The organism is Pseudoalteromonas aurantia (assembly GCF_005886875.1).
Lineage (GTDB): Bacteria > Pseudomonadota > Gammaproteobacteria > Enterobacterales > Alteromonadaceae > Pseudoalteromonas > Pseudoalteromonas aurantia_A.
Genome location: NZ_PNBY01000089.1, coordinates 92,760 through 110,218, shown reverse-complemented (window position 1 = coordinate 110,218; position 17,459 = coordinate 92,760). Strand labels below are relative to the sequence as shown.

Sequence of the window (17,459 nt, the reverse complement as noted above, 5' to 3'; positions counted from 1 at the left end):
TAAGGCCCCTAAAAGTGTTATTTAGGCAGCGGCACCGTGACAGGTAATTTACCATGTGCAACGTCAAGGCCCAATATGACCCGAGCAAGCGCGGTGAATGCAGGGCCAGCTACCTGATTTTTATTGTCGATATCAATATTATAGGCATAGCTTGCTAAAATTGCGTCACTGAGTCGTTCATAGTCTGTAATTTCATAGGGAGCACGTAAGCTAATGAACAGTAAAGGCTTTTGTAACTGTTTGGCATACTCAAGCTGCGCGCGAAGTGCTTTTGGTTGCTCATGGCGAGATAAGCTGTGTGCTGATATCTTTGTAATGTCATCCATTCCGCCAATCTCGACTGCACTTTGCTGCGGACTCGCGTGGGCGGCAATTACCACATCGGCGTCTTTAATGGTATTTTTGCTCAGTTTGGTATCAAACCCCTGTAAGCTGCTACATGTAATAGTAAACGCATTATCACTTAAGTTTTGTAATGCTTGTTCTAAAGCAATACATTTGCGCGTATCTGGCATGATCAGGTGAAGGCGCTTGAGTCGCAGAGACTTATTAGCGGGTTTGATTGGTAGCAATTGATTATTTTTTACTTGCGTGATGGCGGCGAGTGCTAAATCAGCTTCTAGCTTACGATGACTCGGGTTACCAAGCGTTGCATGAGCAATATTGACAGATAACGTTGAAGGCTGGCTTAGAAAGCGCTGTTTTAACACTGCAATGCGCTGTGCTGACTCTGCTAACTCATTTTTATCTAATGTATTTGTGTTCACTGCATTAACGAGTCTAGTGAACAGCTTATCAAGCTTTTTTATATCATCAGTTGTTCTGATCGCAATTGGCATCAGCGCAATATCAACGCCAGCTTTAAATGTTTCAATGACGGCTGTCTCAGGGTCAAAAAAATCGCTTATGCCCGCCATATCAAGCGCGTCTGTGACAACCACACCTTGGTAGTTCAGCTCTGTACGAAGCAAGTCATGCATGATCGCCCGAGACATCGTTGCCGGTTTGAGCATTTTTTCCCCTTCTTTATTTTCAAGTAAGGAGTCATCAAGCGCAGGGTATTGAATGTGTGCCGTCATGATCATGCCTGGGGCATGTTTATCAATAATATATTTAAATGGCGCTAAATCATTTTGCCAAATCGTCTTTTTATCATGATCAACCCGAGGTAAGCCGGTATGGCTATCAACATGGGTGTCGCCATGCCCTGGAAAGTGTTTTAGCGCAGAAATAACCTGCTCATTTTCAAATGCCACCACTTGCGCAGCCCCGAGTTTCGCGACTTCATCCGGGTTTTCTGAAAAAGAGCGTACATTGATAACGGGGTTGGCTGCATTCATATTTACGTCTACAGTGGGTGCAAAATTGACGTTAATTCCCAAGCTATTAAGTTCTTTACCAATTACTTTAGCGACTTGGGTCGCATAGTAAGTACCCTGTTTTGGATAAGTTGCACCAATACTCATGTTGCCAGTAAAAGAGGTAGCGACTTCTCTATTAATTCTGGCAACTCGTCCCCCTTCTTGATCAATGGCGATAAACAAAGGTTGCGTAGCGGCATTTTGTAAAGCAGTGTTTAATGTGACAATTTGAGCGGTATCTTGTACATTTTCGGCAAATAAAATAACGCCGCCAATATGATATTTGGTGATCGCGTTTGCCAGTTCTTGAGGCAGTTTAGTCATTGGGCTGCGACACGCTGTACTGTTACCAGTTTCACAGTAGTAGCGAAAGTCGAGCATAAGCTTTTGGCCTAGCTGTTGGGTGACGGATTTGTTTGCGACTGCAAGATGATTAAATGCCATAGCGAATACGATACCTAAAGGGTTTAAAATTTTTGTGATTGCCATACTAAACTTATCAAAGACATCAGATGATTAGGCGCTAATTTAGCATTGATATGACAGGGTATATAGCAAAAATAATCGCATGACTATTTGACCCTTGCTGTCATTAATGGGTGATGAATGATCTGTGTTACGACATACTGCTTTGTAAAGGTAGTTCAATGGTTAAAATGCAGCCTGTTCTTGAGGGGTTATTTTCCAAAGATAGCCGGCCCTGGTGGGCTTCAATGATTTGTCGGCACAATACCAACCCAATCCCCGATCCTTGCGCCTTTGTACTGTAAAAAGGTACGAATAGGTTTTCAGCATTATTGACTCCCAACCCATTGTCAGTAAGAGTGATATGTATTTTTTTCGGGGTCTGATAACAGTGAATATCTATGTGTGTTTGTGTCTCTGTTGGCGTGGCTTCACAAGCATTTTTAAATACATTGATCAGCACTTGTTCAAACTGAATTACATCAATGTTTAGTGTGATATTGCAGCTTGCTGAGATATCACTGCGTATTTCTGGAAACAGGGTAGTACATTTTTTTAGTAGTGATGACAAAACACAAGGTGCTAAAGTAGGAGCTGGCAGTTTTGCAATTTGCTGATACCCTTCAATAAAAGTACCTAGCCCAGATGCCCGTTTTTCTATTAATTGCAGGCTACTAATAAGCTGGTTTTGTTGTGGGTATGGGCGCTGTTTGCCAATGACTTTGCATAACGTTTGACTGATTGAGCTGATGGGTGACAAAGAATTATTGATTTCATGGCTTATTACACGGATAAGGTGTTGCCATGCATGCTGTTGTTCGGTGCGAAGTATCGTGTGTACATTACTAATAAGTAATAGCTTCTTAGTCTGGCCACTGTCTTTGTACTGCTCAACCTGTAAGCTAAATTTGGTAAGCTGATCATGGGCTTTAAGTTCAATTATTTTGCGCGCCCCACACTTAAGTGATTTTGCAATATGCAGTGACTTTGGAAGCGATGCTTGTGCATAAGAAATACTCTGGCCAAACAGATGTTCCGCGGCTGGGTTATAGAGGGTAATACAATGGTGCTTATCCAGTGCCAAAATAGCAATATCAATGTGTTCTAATATGGTTTGTACCAAAAGCTGACTTTCTACAGATTGCCAACGTTGTTTGCTGAGGCGCTCAGCAAGTTGATTAATTGTATTGGTAAGAGGCGATACGCCATGTTCGTTGGGAAAGCGCCGAGCACGCAAACTATAATCACCACAAATGAGTGCTTCGAGTAAGTTTGCTTGGCTTTTCGATTGATAGGTTAAGCGTTGTTTTATTTGTTGTGTTGTCCAGAGCACCAGCAAACTGCTTAATACACCGATAAGTAATATGAGCCACTGTGATATATCAAACACTAGCAGCGATATAATAAGTAAGCCCATGAGTATCAGGTTTGAAATCAGTGACAGGCGTGCAATATTACTTTCTATGCTGCGTTGTTTTGGCATGTTGCGCTCCCTTTAATCGTTGTTTGCTTTAGAGAGCCGTCTGTAAAACGTGCTTCTGCTTAACCCCAATGATGTGGCCGCGGCAACCGCATCACCATCAAAATAAGCGAGTCGGCTTTTTAAAATTTCATGTTCTAATTCTTCCAGTGGACGTAACGTGTCGTCATTATTTGGTATAGGCGTTATAGTTCGACTGTGTGTGGGTAAGTTCAAATCAGCTACTGTTACCGTCGGCTGCTGACCTAAAATATGTGCTCGCTCTATAACATGACTCAGCTCCCGCACATTACCTGGCCAACCATACTTTAACAGTGCTTGTTTGGCCTTGTTATCTAGTTCAACCGCAGGCCCTTTATATTTTTCGATGGCTTTGTGTAAAAACTTCCTAGCCAGTGGAATAATATCGAGTTGGCGTTCGCGTAAAGGGGGTATACAAACCTCTATGGTATTGATGCGATAGAGTAAATCTTGCCTAAAGGCCCCATCAGATACAGCCTGTTTCAAATCAGCATTGGTGGCACATATGAGCCTTATATCAGCATGTTGGGTTTTGCTAGCCCCGACTTTTTCAAATTGCCTTTCTTCTAATACACGCAGTAGTTTTCCTTGCTGAGAAAGCGGCGTATTAGCGACCTCGTCTAAAAATAAGCTGCTTTTTTCAGCCAGTTCAAAGCGCCCTATTCGATGGTTTTTGGCATCGGTGAATGCCCCTTTAACATGGCCGAACATTTCACTTTCAAAGAGATTGTCGGCAACTGCGCCCATATTAACACTTATCATCGGCAGTGTTTTTCTGCTTGATTGCGCATGTAAATATCGCGCAAACATACTCTTACCAGTGCCATTTTCTCCTGTGATTAATACATCTATGTCACTGAGAGCAACTCGGTTGAGTGTATTGAGTACATGCTGTATGGCGGGTGAGTCAGACACCATCAAATCACTATCATCTATTTGTTGATTCAATAGCGCATTGCATTCGCGAAGTTTACGCGCGTTTAATGTGGTATTTGCTAGGGCGAGTTGATTCGTTATGATGCTTAATAGTCGTTCATTTTCCCATGGCTTTTTAATAAAATCATTGGCGCCATTTTGCATCGCTTGTACTGCAACCTCAACGCTACCCCAGCCAGTCATTACCAGTACAGGTAAGTGTTCATAAAGTTGTTTTATGCTTTTCAGTAACGATAAACCTTCAGCTCCTGAAGTGGTATCAAGTGAAAAGTTAAGGTCGATTATGACGAGATCAAATTCACATTGCCTAAGTTGTATGAGTGTGTCTGCTGGGGTAAGCACCGTTGTGGCAACATGACCTGCTTCAAGTAGCATCAGGCTAAGCGCATGAAGTATGCCCTCATCGTCATCTGCAATTAAAATTGATGCGCTCATAACTGACCTAACTTTAATAAAATCATAATCATATCATTGTATACAAAATTGATATCCACCACACGAATAAATCAAACCTATTGTGGAGAAGGGCCACTTAGTACGTCAAAAAAAGCGGCCAATTAGTTGGTTCTATACTGTGTACTTGTGATTACTGATAGTGAAGTGCATGAGAGGGCTCCATGTCCAGCGAGCGTTTTGTCGGCATGTACGTAGCGATAAGCACGACTCCCGCAAGCCCCACCGAGAGTATGCCGGCTATGCTTAATAACTCCAACGGGCTAACATTTAATGTCGTAGACATTGCAAATCCTAACGCAATGCCAATACCAAGACCGGGTATGAGTCCCCACAAGAGCTGCTTGGTACTTGAGTACATAAACTCACGCATAATATGATGCTCATTGGCTCCTAGAGCACGCTTTACCCCCATTTCTTGCAAACGCTGGGCAATGGTATTACTCATTACGCCATAAATTCCGCATCCAGCGAGGACAAACGATGCCAAGCCAAATAAACCCAGTATGTTGCTGACGAACGCAAGTGGTGCCATATGTCGAGCCAGGGCAGTGTTGTATAGTTCAACATGATAGATGGCAAGCTGTGGGTCGATGGTGTGTACGGCTTGGCGCAATGTATTGGCAGTTGGTGTTATTTTGCCATTGATACGCGTTGCTATGACCATTGAGTCTCTTGGTGTTTGGCTATAGGGTTGAAATATCGATGGCATACTCGCTTCAATGCGGTTAGGTCGTGTCTGTATGGTGTGTTCAACCACTCCAACAATCGTTGCCCATTGTAAGGTGTTGGTGCTGTCATTGACCACCCGAACACGCTTGCCAATAGGTTGCTCAGTATGCATCAATTGCGTTACAAATGATTGCGTGACAATCACGGTGTGTGTGTTCGGCTGGTCGTCGGCATGATTAAAATATCTGCCTGCTATTAACCCTATTTCTAAGTGTTTAAGAGATCCCGCACTGACTGCAATATGGTTGACCCGAGGATAACTCGCTTTACCCTGTTGGATATATTCTTTGCCTTCAACGGCGATACTCGGTCTATGGCTTATCATACCGGGCAAGGCTGATGCGATGATCAATTGTTTAAATTGGGGCGCAGTGGCTAAACTGGCTTTAAGGGTGTTAACGAACGCCACTTTACGCTCAGCCGTATCGTATTGGTTATCAGGCAACTGCAGCCTACTGACCATGACATTGTCAATATTGGCACCATAATTGGCTTCTGTTGCCTTTTTACTTGCAATGATGATCACGGCGGCGACGAGTAAAATAGTGATAGATAAAAATATTTCGCCTATGACTAGGAGTGTGTTGAGTCGACCGGCATTTTTACCTAGCGCACCACGTGTGCCATCGCGTAGTACGGCATTAAAGTCGCCATTAACGCTTTTTAAGGCAGGGAGTAATCCGGTGATCAAAATGGTGGCAAGTAAAAAAGCGAAAAACAACTTTAAAGTGTAAGCATCGATGCCAAACTGCCACCAAAATGGCGGGCGATCAGTATAAAATTGGTTGGTAATAACTTGTGTTACTTCAAGGCCCCAGCCAATCATGCATAGACCGATAAAACCACCGACAGAGCAAATGATAATACTCTCCCAAAGCAGCTGGCTAATTAACCGCCCTTTTGGCGCGCCCAGTGCGACACGAATTGCGGTTTCATGGCTGCGTTCTACCGCGCGTGACAAGAGTAAGTTACCTACATTCACCGAGGCCAATATTAAGATTAAAACTGCCGCAATATGCATGGTGTAAGCAACTGCCATACCACCATCAGCACTGATCATATTTGGCGTGAGCGCATAAGCCCCGATGCCATTGTTAGCAGTGGGGTAACGCGCTTCTAGTCGCTGCATGATAAGTTTTAATTGTTGATCAAGCTCTGTTATAGGTGTGTCTTCATCTCTCAGTAGTAACCCCCTTACTTGGGCGTTTGCTTCGCGTGATACTTGCTCTACATTGTCGCGTAGTGGCCGCCATAAATCAGCGTTGTACGGAAAGAAATAGCCTTTAGGCATAACACCGATGATTTGATGTGGTTCATTATTAATGCGCAGAGATTGGTTTAAAATAGTCGCTTGGCCGGCAAACATATTTTGCCAAAGTTCATAACCTATCACCACCACGCGAGGTGCTCCAACTTTGTCTTCAGCTTCGCTAAAGGTACGGCCAAGAATCGGCTGGGTCTGTGTGAAAGAGAAAATATTTGCTCGGCTGTCGGTGGCCTCTACTCTGCGAGTTCCATCTTGCTTAGATACAGTGACTGTTTGGTTTCTATAAGCGCTTAATGTACTAACCCCCGTTAAGTTCTGCTTAATTTCGTGATAATCATGAAGGTTCAACATCCCTTGGATCCGACTGCCATTTTGTGAAGTGAATACTTGTATAAACCGCTCCCCGCCTTCAAACGGCATGGGTTTAAATAGCATGACATTCATGAAAGAAAATAAATAAACACTGAGACCAATGCCACTTGCCATCACGAGTATGGCCAGTGCACTAAAACCGGGCTTTTTAGCCAAACCCCGTAGCGTGTATTTTATATCACTGTAAATATGCATGTTATATCCCTCAGGCGTTGACTGCTTCATTATTTAGCGTTGTTGGCTGATCTAGTACGATGCGCCCATCAAGTACTTTAATGTTACGCTGAGCACGTTGGGCTGAACGAGGGTCGTGTGTCACCATACAAATGGTAGCGCCATCGCGATGAAGGTCATCAAGCAGCTGTAAAACATCATGGGCATTTTTTGAGTCAAGGTTACCGGTAGGTTCATCTGCAAGGATCAGCTTTGGGTCGCCAGCAATGGCTCTTGCAATGGCCACACGCTGCTGTTGGCCACCCGATAGCTGAGAGGGGTAATGGCTCACACGGTGCAGCATATTAACTTTTTTTAGGGCATTAGTGACCTTGTCTTTACGTTGTGATTTGTTTAAGTCAGTACGATACGTCAAAGGTAACTCTACGTTTTCTTCAACGGTTAAATCACTAATTAAATTAAATGATTGAAAAATATACCCGATTTCTCTATTTCGGATCCGAGCACGCTCTGTTTTATTGATATTACTTACCAAGTGATCTGCTAAGTGATAGTGCCCGTCTGTAGCGGTATCAAGTAAACCGAGCACCGATAACAAGGTTGATTTTCCTGATCCTGAGGGACCTGATATTGCTATGTATTCTTGTTTTGCGACTTCTAAAGAAATTTTGTTTAACGCGTGAGTTTCTATATCATCAGCGAAAAATACTTTACTCATGTTGTCGAGTTTTATGATTAAATCAGACATAAGGGTTCCTAATTAATGCTAAATGTTGGGTAGCTATCGAAGCGGCTTGGATCAGAGATAATGATGGTGTCGCCCTCTTCCAATCCATTGATTATTTGTATATGACTTGTAGAACCCTGCCCTACTTCTACCTTGACTCTGCGGGCAAGTCCACCGTCAGGATCCAATTTATAAAAGCTGGTGGCCGTTTGGCTTTGTGAAAATAGCGGTCGAGAGACAAACAGGGTGTTTTCTAGTTTGGCGACTTGAATATCTGCTTCAACACTCAAGTCAGGTCTGGCGTCTGCAGGGAGAGGGTCGCTAAATGTAATATCTACTTGCACATTACCTTGTGTCACCGCGGGGTTAATGCGAGACACACTGCCCATGAACAGACTATTTTGCGTATTAATGCGCACTGTTTGACCAATTTTAACTTGCTGGATTTGAATTTCTGGAACCTGTATTTCACCAATTAGTGCTTTGTGATCCGCTAATTTAACAAGGTTACTGCCAGTGGTAACATGTTGGCCAACCTCAATCGGCACCGTTAAAATAATGCTATCCATGCTGGCTTTTATCTGTAAGTCATCGACTTGTGATTGTATTTGTGCGACTTGGTTCTTAATTTGATTGAGCCTTGCAAAGCGAGCTTGTTGATTGGCTTGATGGGTTTTTTCTGTTTCTGAGAGTAATTCTTTAGATGCTAAATAACCTTGTTCAGCTTGATCTAACGTGATCTTAGCGCGTTGAAAGTCGAGCTTAGAGACCGCACCCGTTGCGATCAACTCCTGATGTGCTTGGTACTCATTTTGAGCACCTTGTAAGGCGAGCTTATCACGCAATATTGTTGACTTGAGCTGTTTGATACGAGAGCTATCGCTGACCTTTTCGGCCATCAGTTGTGCTTCAATGGCTGATAGTTCCCACTGAGCTTCTGTAAGGCTTTGCTTGAGACGAGGGTTGCTAAGCAAAACAATTAACTCACCCTGTTTCACATGATTGCCCGCTTTTAGGTATTGCTGGGCTACTTTTGCATCGCCGCCTGCGGATAGCCACTCCACTTTATCTGGTGCCAAAATGCCATTCCCGCGCACTGATACAGTAAAGTTGCCCTTTTGCACTTTACTCATGACGAGTTCAGAGGCTGAAAGCGTCACTTCTGAGCGCCCATACTGCCATACCTGTTTGATTGCCACAGCAACGCCGAGTAACACAATGAGCGCAATAACATAGAAGGGCAGTTTGCTTGCTCGTTGCGTGTTTACTTTTATATCCATGTAATTTTCATCTTAGTTTTGCGAGTTATGCCATCCTGTTAGCAGCATACGTGCCAATTCTCAAGCTGTTGAATTTTATGTGTTTTATATTTTTTTGCGTACGAGTTGTCTCAATTTTGGGACTGCCGTTGAGATTATTCTTATAAATGAGATTTGTCTGTCGTTAGTATAATCATTTGCTAAATGAGAGCAGGGCATATCGCGTTTTGTAATCTTGTGTAATCGATATTTATTCGTATTTGACTACACTCGTTACCTAGTTGCCCTACTTGGCTTTAATGTGTGGGGTATACATTGGCATCAAGTCATCTATGAATAGATAAGGAAACACCATGTCTGAACAGTACACGTATAAAATTTACCCGCCTCTTGGCGTTGCGCGGGTAGGTAATGGCCCTGCTCAGCCTGAAACGGCTATTTTTACTCCCGAAATACCTTGGCAGCACCTTTACGATACCAGTGTTGAATATTTAGTGACGTTAGGCGACATAAAAGCGCTAGTCGATAGAGTGTTTGCAACCCAGTTGCATGATCGCATTATTGAATTAGAGGGGAGTGTGATCGCGAATTTGTTAGCGTCGCCAGCGGTTAAACTATCAGATGATCATCAAAGCCAGCTAACGACGCTTTTGAGCGAGTGTGAGCTGAGTAAAATGTTGACTAAAATTGAGCTAGAACATCAGCTTGATGATGTTGCACTGCCGATGCAAGTGGTTGATTTTTCATTATCAGACTTGGCGAAAGACATTGTCATTGCCGTGCTTGCAGAGAAATACTTAGGCGCGGTTAAAAAGCAAGCGCAGCGCTTTTATGTGTACAAATGTGATGCACAAGGTAACCCCATTGAACAAGTGACTTTAGCTGAGGGCGACGCGTTAACATGGCAGGTGAGTGTCGCGAATAAAAAAGCATTTTGGTACGACTATAACAATGCCTTAGATTTATCTTTGGTGTCTGAAGGAACTGGTAACTTAGCTAAAAATGTCAGCCTAGAAAAGCTAGCTCCTGCGCAAACCGCGAAACGACGTAACCCAAATGTATTGGGTAATAAATTACGACAGCAATTGGTTATTCGCAGCAGTGGCAGCGTATCAAGTAATAATAAAAACAGTGTTAAACTCAGTGGTAAATTTCCTGCGAATGAAGCAGATCCTGCACATCGTTTAACGAATATATTTGATATGACAGAACGTCATACTGTGTTGCAAGGCTCGATCAGTTGCACAAACACGGGGGTGTTGTCGTTTTTTGCCGGCGATGGTATTTCAAAAGCAATGACGCCTTCTTCGCTTAATACCGACTTTGCTGATAATTCTAATTGGTATGATGATATTTGTGATGGTCAAGTGAGCGCTATCTTGACGTTGAGCAATGGCGATGTGGTTAATATTGATCAAGCAGATAACAGTGCTTGGATTGCAACAGCCCCGCCTGATTTTGCCCCACAAATAGAGCCGCTCGTCACTTTGTACGATATGGTGTGCGGTGCACAAATTAAAGAAGCTCAGTTAAACCAAATCACCACACAATTTAGTGATGTGTTTCCTATTTTATATCGTTTATATCGGATGCAATGGGTTAATCAGGCCGACTTCTCAGACAACCAAGTTAATACACGTTTGGGGGAGTTGAGTAATCAAAATGAATTTGCACAACTGCTTGATAGCAGTACTGCAACAAATGAATTACGCAAAGAAATTTTTAAGCAATTTAGAAACCCCATGTTTGATGGAGCGATAGATAAGCAAGACCCAGGTCAAACCGACAGTGAATGGATAAACACCAGCCGAATTATTCCCAGTAAAGACACCACAGATATTAAAGGTCGTAAAGCAACCCATGAATTACAATTGCCGTTTTACCCGAATGACGGGGTAGACTACCCAGGCAGCCCAATGCAGTGGTTTGCAATTCCGCCGTTTATGTATCAGCACTTGCTTAACTGGGCACAAGGCGACTTTACGGTGACTGAAGAAGAGCAAGCTCATGCTCAAACGATTGATTCATTAGCTCATTTTTATATCAACACCTTTGCAGAATCAGAACATCCAGCTTTGTTATCAGCACGTGCTGCATTGGATGCGCTGTATGGCGGTGGATTCCACCCAGGCGTTGAGCTGACATGGCCGATGCGCCATGATCATATTTACAAAACGAACGAGAGAAAGTCAGGGGTAAACGAGGCAATCAGTTTACTTGGGCTAAGTGAATTTAGACTAAAACAAGCAGCTGATGCATCGAACATGTATCAAGATTTTGGTCATGTCATTCAAGTTTCAGATGTGGAAAAGTCGACGGTAGAAGGCACTGATGCAAGCTGGTTCTGGGAAAATACTCCTGGGGATTTAACCAAGTGGATGGGTATTCCTTGGCAGTCAGATGCAGCAAGTTGCCAAGCGGTTTATACGCCAGAGGACTTTCCAATACCGGCATGGTGGGCGGCAAACTTACCCGTACATATCGTGCCTTTGGCGCGTTATAACAAATTTAAAGACAGCAAAAATGCCGATACAGCAACCCCCAATGGCTTTGACCACACTGTTGCACAAGGTATGAGTGAAGCGTCGTTTAATCAATTAAGGTTAGAGCAATATGCACAGCGATTAGATTGGCTGCACACTGCTGATTTAGGTTTTGTGGGTTATCACGCGGAAGGGGGCTATACCAACGGGTTAGTTCAAATGGTCACGCAATGGAAAAATATGGGCATGGTCATGGCCAGACCGGTAGAACAAGATACCAGTACGGGTATTCCAGAAGTGGTTTATGTGGCGTATAGCAAAGCGGATAAAAACTAGAATGCAGGTTGGCGCTCGAAAGAGCGCCATGCTTGGTGAGAGACTGTATGATAAAAACATTTGATTGTGCCCTAATTGGCATGGGAATAAGTGGTGTATTATTGGCACGTAAATTAGCGAGCATGGGGTTGCACGTGGCCGTTTTCCATGATGATAAACCAATCAAAACCAGCTTTGCAGAAAGTTTGCCTGCATCAATTAATCCTTTGCTGGCACGGTTAGGCTTGCATCCGTATTTACACCATAGCGCGCACTTTCCATGTTCTGGCACTTATTCATCATGGGGGTCTGTAGTGCTGAAACAGCCTGATGTTGAGCGTGCATTGCAGCAAAAGCCGGGTTGGAAAGTCGATAAATCGTATTTAATATCTCAGCTAGTAGAGGATTTACCAGAAGCCGTGGTGATGTTTGGTAAAGTCTCGGGACTTGAACAGCAGCGCGCGTACTGGCAGATTAGTAGTAAAAATCACATGGGTGAGGCTGTTCAAGTGTCAGCGCGTTTTGTTGCAGATGCCAGCGGCCGACAAGGATATTTACCCCGGGCACTGAACATTCCTCGTCATTACTTTGATAAATTAATGGCCTTTGTGGTGAATGTGCCAAGTGTAAAAATAGCCCAATTACAGCATCCTGTGCTTGTAGAGGCGCAGCAGCACTGCTGGTCATTGGTTTCGCAGGTAAGTGAAAAAAGCACCATGCTGGCTATTTTTAGCAATCAAACTTCACCAGATTTTGAGCGTTATAGCGCATTTGAGAATTGGTACGAAGTCAGCGAAAAATCTATTTACTTTAAACAGTTTATTAAAAAAAATATTCACGTTCCAGTCCGCAAAGTTAATGCGAGCAGTCATATTTGTAGCCAGCTAACAGGTCGCAATTGGCTAATGCTTGGCGACGCAGCGATGTCATTTGATCCATTGTCATCACATGGAATGACAACCGCCATGTATATGGCAGATAAAGCAGGAGAGGCAATAGCGCAATACTTTTCAGGGAAAAGCCAAGGGCTGGATGATTACTCTGAGCAAATGACCTCGATTTATAATACCTACTTAAATGAATTGGTTGAACGTTACAATGGGGAGCAACGTTGGAGCAGTGAACCATTTTGGCAAAGTAAGCAGAGCATAAATGTGTCAAATGAATGTGCTTTGGTTTACTAACGCTGTGCGTTTTTTATTTGAGGATCCTGACCTGCGTCAGGAAGACGACGGGGTATATTGACGTCTTCGCTTATTTTGTCTCCCTGAATTCATTTCAGGGTCCATGCTGCCCATATCAATGAATGAGCGCTGCTTGCCAATGATGCCTTAACGTTCTCCTTGCACTTCAAACTCGTCATACACTAATAAGGCTTTACCATCAGTTTGCACTTGCCAGTGCTCTTTGTGCACAACACCAAAGGCTTTGTTCATTTGCCAGCGAGAGGTGAGTAAAAATCCATCGTTTCCTTCTGGGTGCCAAATAACGTCACTGTACTGCACATTATTAAACCCTTGGTCGATAATTTTTTGCCATAGCGCCTGTATTTGCTCTGTGCCTTTGAATGTGCCAAATGGTTTGGCAACCATCGTACAGTCTTTGTGGTATTGCGCAGCACATCCCTGCGCATCTTGGTTATTGAATGCGGTTTGCCATTGTAAAATGCCCGCTTTACATGCTTCAAATACAGTTTGTGGTGCCATACTCTTCTATCTCGATTGTTTACTTGCTGCAAAGTTTAGCGTTATGCTTTGATAAGAAAAACAAAGTTAATAGAACAGACTGTTTAGCTAGGTAGAACAATATGAAAAAATTACGGCATATGACTGTATTTATGCACATTGTAGAGGCGGGATCAATCACCAAAGCGGCTGAGAAAATGGCACTGTCAAAATCCGTTTTGAGTCTGCATTTAAAACAACTTGAAAGCGAATTGGCAACCACACTATTAAAACGTACGACGCGTCGTCAGTCGTTAACGCCATCGGGCGAACGCTTTTATGCCCATTGTGTGAAAATGCATCAAGTTTCTGAACAAGCGTGGGAGGAGATCATGGCGCAGCAAGCAGAACCTGCGGGCAAGTTAACGGTAACAGCGCCACACGCATTAATGGATACATTGGTTGTTCCTGCTTTAAAAGATGCTTTTTTACATTGCCCTAATGTACAGCTTTGTTTGATATGCCAAGATAATCAACTCGCTCTGATGCATCATGATATTGATTTAGCTATTCGAGTTGGTGACAGCAAAGACAGCCATTATAAACAACGCCGGCTTGGTTCATTGACAGATGTATTATGCAAAGCCACGGGGAGTGATGTGGATATAGATTCCGTCGCGTATATTGCTAATCACTGGCAAGGGACCCATATTAAACATACGCTAATGCGTAACGGAGCCGAATCGCAACGGTTAAGTTTTGACGCAACTCATATCACAGATACGATTTCTCAAACGGCGTCTTTAATTTCTGCGGGGTTTGGCATTGGGTTGGTCCCAAATGTGCTTTTGGCGCAGTACCCTAATTTAGCGCCTGTATTTACAGACCAATCGCTTGCCCCAGCCACAGTTTTTACAGTTCACCCATATCAAGGGACGGTGCCCATGAGTGTGAAATTGGCGCAAGCAGCTATTCAGGCACAATTTGATACGCTTTTGATAAGCGCTGAGAAATAACAAACATATGAACGTCATGAAAGCATCGTACATTTATTATTGAGCACACATTTTCCGCAATAAAGTGAGCCGCTTGAACCAAAGAACAAACAAGCTTATAAATATTATTGTGTTTCTTTGTACAAAAAAGTATCCAGCGATTGGGAAAGCACTTAACACATGGGCTACACGTCGCTATGCACGACGGTAGCTTTGACGCATTGTTTAATGCACATCCCATCACGAAAGATGCAATTCAAAAAGGGCATTTCACTAAACGTAAACTTTTAAAGCTACGTAACCCCACCATGAGTATTCGCACCAGAGATACATTAAGTTGGCTGAAAGTGCCACTGATGTTGCTAAAGACTATCCAAATATGCTGGCATGGCAAACGCAGGTTGAAGGCCTCCCCGATTTTATGGCTGTGACCTAAATTTTTAAGCTGTGGCTAATAGCTTTATGCCAACCCACACGATACACCTCAACAAGTCTCAGCGTTAAGCTCGATATATAGCCAGCCAGGCCTATATTACTTCACCTTGCTTGGTAAAAGCCACAATATGTTAATTAATGGTTTTTTCTGTTTATTCCTTTTTTTAATTCATCAAATGGTATGTTTTTATGAATATTATTCGCAAAGTATTGCATCTTTGCTATTAATTAATTATTACCAATTTATACAATTTATCATATGAACCTAACTGTTACGTGGAGAATTTTTGGTGGCTTCGCGGTTGTATTGTTCTTATCCATAATACTATTCGCTGTTTCTATTTTTGGTATTATGAATATTGGTAAAGGAATACAGCAAGTCTCGACTGAGAGTGTACCAACCTTAATAGAAGGCGCGGCTTTATCTGAAAGTGTGCTCGCGACTGAGTTGAACTTAATATTATTATTGGGTACTGAGCGCCGAAGTCAGGCGACTGCGATTAAAGCAGATTTTGATACTCGGTACAATGAGAACCAAAGTAGTTTGAGGGCGCTAGGATCCCAGTTGGAAAACCTACCCGAATTATCTGCATTATTTGTTGAGGTTGAAAAAACGAACGCTGCACTGTATGAAATTGCGTTGCCAAGTGTCAGAGACTATTTGGCCACATTACAGCAAATTGAAAAAACCAGTGAATTAGCGCGTGAGTTTGGCGATATGGGTGATGAAAGCTTGAGTTACGCCTACGACTTGGAAGCCATGGCAGAGCAAGATGATGTTATAAATGATCTGGCTGAGTTTGTTTCACTTATTGAAACATCTGTTGATGCCGCAAACGCAGCGCTGCGTTCAGCCATTGTGTTTGAAGTGCTGAGTGTGCAGTCTGAATTGAATGGCTCGGCGAGTGAAATTGCAACGCTCTTCAATAAAATTAAAGGGGCCACTGAATTACAAGGTAGCGACGAATTAGTTGCAATGAGCCAAAACCTAGCCAGTTTCAAGTCTGCATTGATCGGTAATGACAGCGCCATTGCGTCGAAGGTCACGGTACTAAAGCACTTAACGAAAGTAAAAAAAGAGTTTGAAAAAGCAGGGCAATACGCGGGTGATACACGTAAACTCATTAATGAACTCAATGATAAAATAATTATTTATACTGAAACAGTACAAGCGGGTGCAGAAGAGTCAGTTAGTCACAATCAGTTAATTATTTCTACGCTTGCTGGGCTTATTATTGTTTTGTCATTACTCGTGTCCTATTTTGTGACGAATTCAATTAAGGTGCCGCTGGCAAAAGCGGTTGAACAAATTCAAAGTGCCGCTACAGGCGATATGACAGTTCAGTTTGTAAAAGTACAAGAAGATGAGCTGGGCGATATGGCCGATAGTATGCAGCAGCTTGTGAATAGTTTACGTCACACCTTGAATGAAATATCTGACAACTCTCAACTGCTTGCCAGTACAGCAGAGCAAACCAGTGTGATTGCCGACCAAAGTTTTAACAGCGCTAACGAACAAAGCTCACAAATGCAGGCAATGAGTACGTCTATTACAGAGATGACCGAAACAGTGGCATCGGTGGCATCGAGTATTCATAGTACGCTTGAAGAAGTTGAGAAAGCCAGTACTGAAGCCGAGCAAGGTGAATTAGTGTTACTTAAAAATGTAGATAGCATTTCTGAACTGGGTAAAACCATAGAAGGGTCTGCAAATGTTATTCAACAATTGAATAATGACACGGTCAGTATTAGCTCGGTGCTGGCTGAAATTAAAGGCATTGCAGAACAAACTAACTTATTAGCTTTGAATGCTGCGATTGAAGCCGCGCGCGCAGGAGAGCAGGGCAGAGGTTTTGCTGTGGTAGCTGATGAAGTACGTTCATTAGCAAGCCGTACGCAAGAGTCTACGCAAGAGATTCAATCAGCCATCGAGCATCTAGTCAGTGGTGCACAGCAAGCCGTTGACAGTATGACTAGCTCGCAACAAGCGTCAAGAGAGTGCGTTGATGGTATTAACAGTGTGAAAAATATGCTGCATTCTATTGTGGAAAGCATTCAGACTATTCGTGATATGAGCCAACAAATAGCCGCTGCATCTGAACAGCAAACAGTGGCCGCGCAAACGCAGCTAGATAGTGTATATAGCATTTGTGATATTACCGACATGACTACCAGTCAAGCCAAGGAAAACCAACAGGCGAGTCAAAAACTTGCACAAATGGCCGAAACCCAGCGTGAGTTATTAACTAAGTTTAAAACCTAGTGACTAAGAATTTAGTTACTCTACTAAATCGTCTAATTTGCTTGAGAGGAGCATTAT

11 protein-coding genes are annotated in these 17,459 nt (G+C 43.0%); 4 read left to right on the top strand and 7 right to left on the bottom strand.

Going from position 1 to position 17,459, the window contains the following annotated elements; genetic code table 11:
- Positions 1 to 17: 17 nt before the first annotated feature.
- From CWC18_RS16835 to CWC18_RS16810, 6 genes are all read right to left on the bottom strand, one after another.
- Positions 18 to 1,805 carry a glycoside hydrolase family 3 protein gene (locus tag CWC18_RS16835; RefSeq protein ID WP_138591381.1) on the bottom strand — a complete coding sequence of 596 codons (1,788 nt, stop codon included), beginning with the start codon at positions 1,803 to 1,805 and terminating at the stop codon, positions 18 to 20.
- A gap of 172 nt (positions 1,806 to 1,977) precedes the next feature.
- On the bottom strand, positions 1,978 to 3,309 hold the full coding sequence (locus CWC18_RS16830) for a sensor histidine kinase (protein WP_138675739.1): 1,332 nt from the start codon (positions 3,307 to 3,309) through the stop codon (positions 1,978 to 1,980).
- A gap of 12 nt (positions 3,310 to 3,321) precedes the next feature.
- Entirely contained in the window at positions 3,322 to 4,698 is a 1,377-nt protein-coding gene (locus tag CWC18_RS16825; protein ID WP_138675738.1) for a sigma-54-dependent transcriptional regulator, read from the bottom strand.
- A gap of 151 nt (positions 4,699 to 4,849) precedes the next feature.
- Complete coding sequence (locus tag CWC18_RS16820) at positions 4,850 to 7,282, bottom strand: ABC transporter permease (RefSeq protein ID WP_138591360.1); 2,433 nt, start codon at positions 7,280 to 7,282, stop codon at positions 4,850 to 4,852.
- Between the two features lie 10 nt (positions 7,283 to 7,292).
- A complete protein-coding gene (locus tag CWC18_RS16815) occupies positions 7,293 to 8,009 on the bottom strand; it encodes an ABC transporter ATP-binding protein (RefSeq protein ID WP_138591359.1) in 717 nt (238 codons plus the stop codon).
- A gap of 8 nt (positions 8,010 to 8,017) precedes the next feature.
- Positions 8,018 to 9,268, bottom strand: coding sequence for an efflux RND transporter periplasmic adaptor subunit (locus CWC18_RS16810; RefSeq protein ID WP_138675737.1), 1,251 nt, complete (start codon positions 9,266 to 9,268; stop codon positions 8,018 to 8,020).
- Positions 9,269 to 9,600: 332 nt separating this feature from the next.
- Between CWC18_RS16810 and CWC18_RS16805 the strand changes: the two genes are divergently transcribed.
- Entirely contained in the window at positions 9,601 to 12,066 is a 2,466-nt protein-coding gene (locus tag CWC18_RS16805; protein WP_138675736.1) for a LodA/GoxA family CTQ-dependent oxidase, read from the top strand.
- A gap of 47 nt (positions 12,067 to 12,113) precedes the next feature.
- Positions 12,114 to 13,229 (top strand): FAD-dependent monooxygenase, encoded by a 1,116-nt coding sequence (locus CWC18_RS16800; protein ID WP_138675735.1) that lies wholly within the window; start codon positions 12,114 to 12,116, stop codon positions 13,227 to 13,229.
- 147 nt (positions 13,230 to 13,376) lie between these two features.
- Here CWC18_RS16800 and CWC18_RS16795 read toward each other — a convergent pair whose 3' ends face one another.
- Positions 13,377 to 13,751, bottom strand: coding sequence for a YybH family protein (locus CWC18_RS16795; protein WP_138591355.1), 375 nt, complete (start codon positions 13,749 to 13,751; stop codon positions 13,377 to 13,379).
- A 101-nt stretch (positions 13,752 to 13,852) separates the two neighbouring features.
- On the opposite strand from CWC18_RS16795, the gene CWC18_RS16790 reads away from it, so the two are divergent.
- Both CWC18_RS16790 and CWC18_RS16780 read left to right on the top strand, forming a co-directional pair.
- A complete protein-coding gene (locus CWC18_RS16790) occupies positions 13,853 to 14,725 on the top strand; it encodes a LysR family transcriptional regulator (RefSeq protein ID WP_138675734.1) in 873 nt (290 codons plus the stop codon).
- A gap of 766 nt (positions 14,726 to 15,491) precedes the next feature.
- The gene (locus CWC18_RS16780; protein WP_171041145.1) at positions 15,492 to 17,402 is read left to right on the top strand and encodes a methyl-accepting chemotaxis protein; all 1,911 of its coding nucleotides are present in this window, start codon (positions 15,492 to 15,494) and stop codon (positions 17,400 to 17,402) included.
- Positions 17,403 to 17,459: the final 57 nt, after the last annotated feature.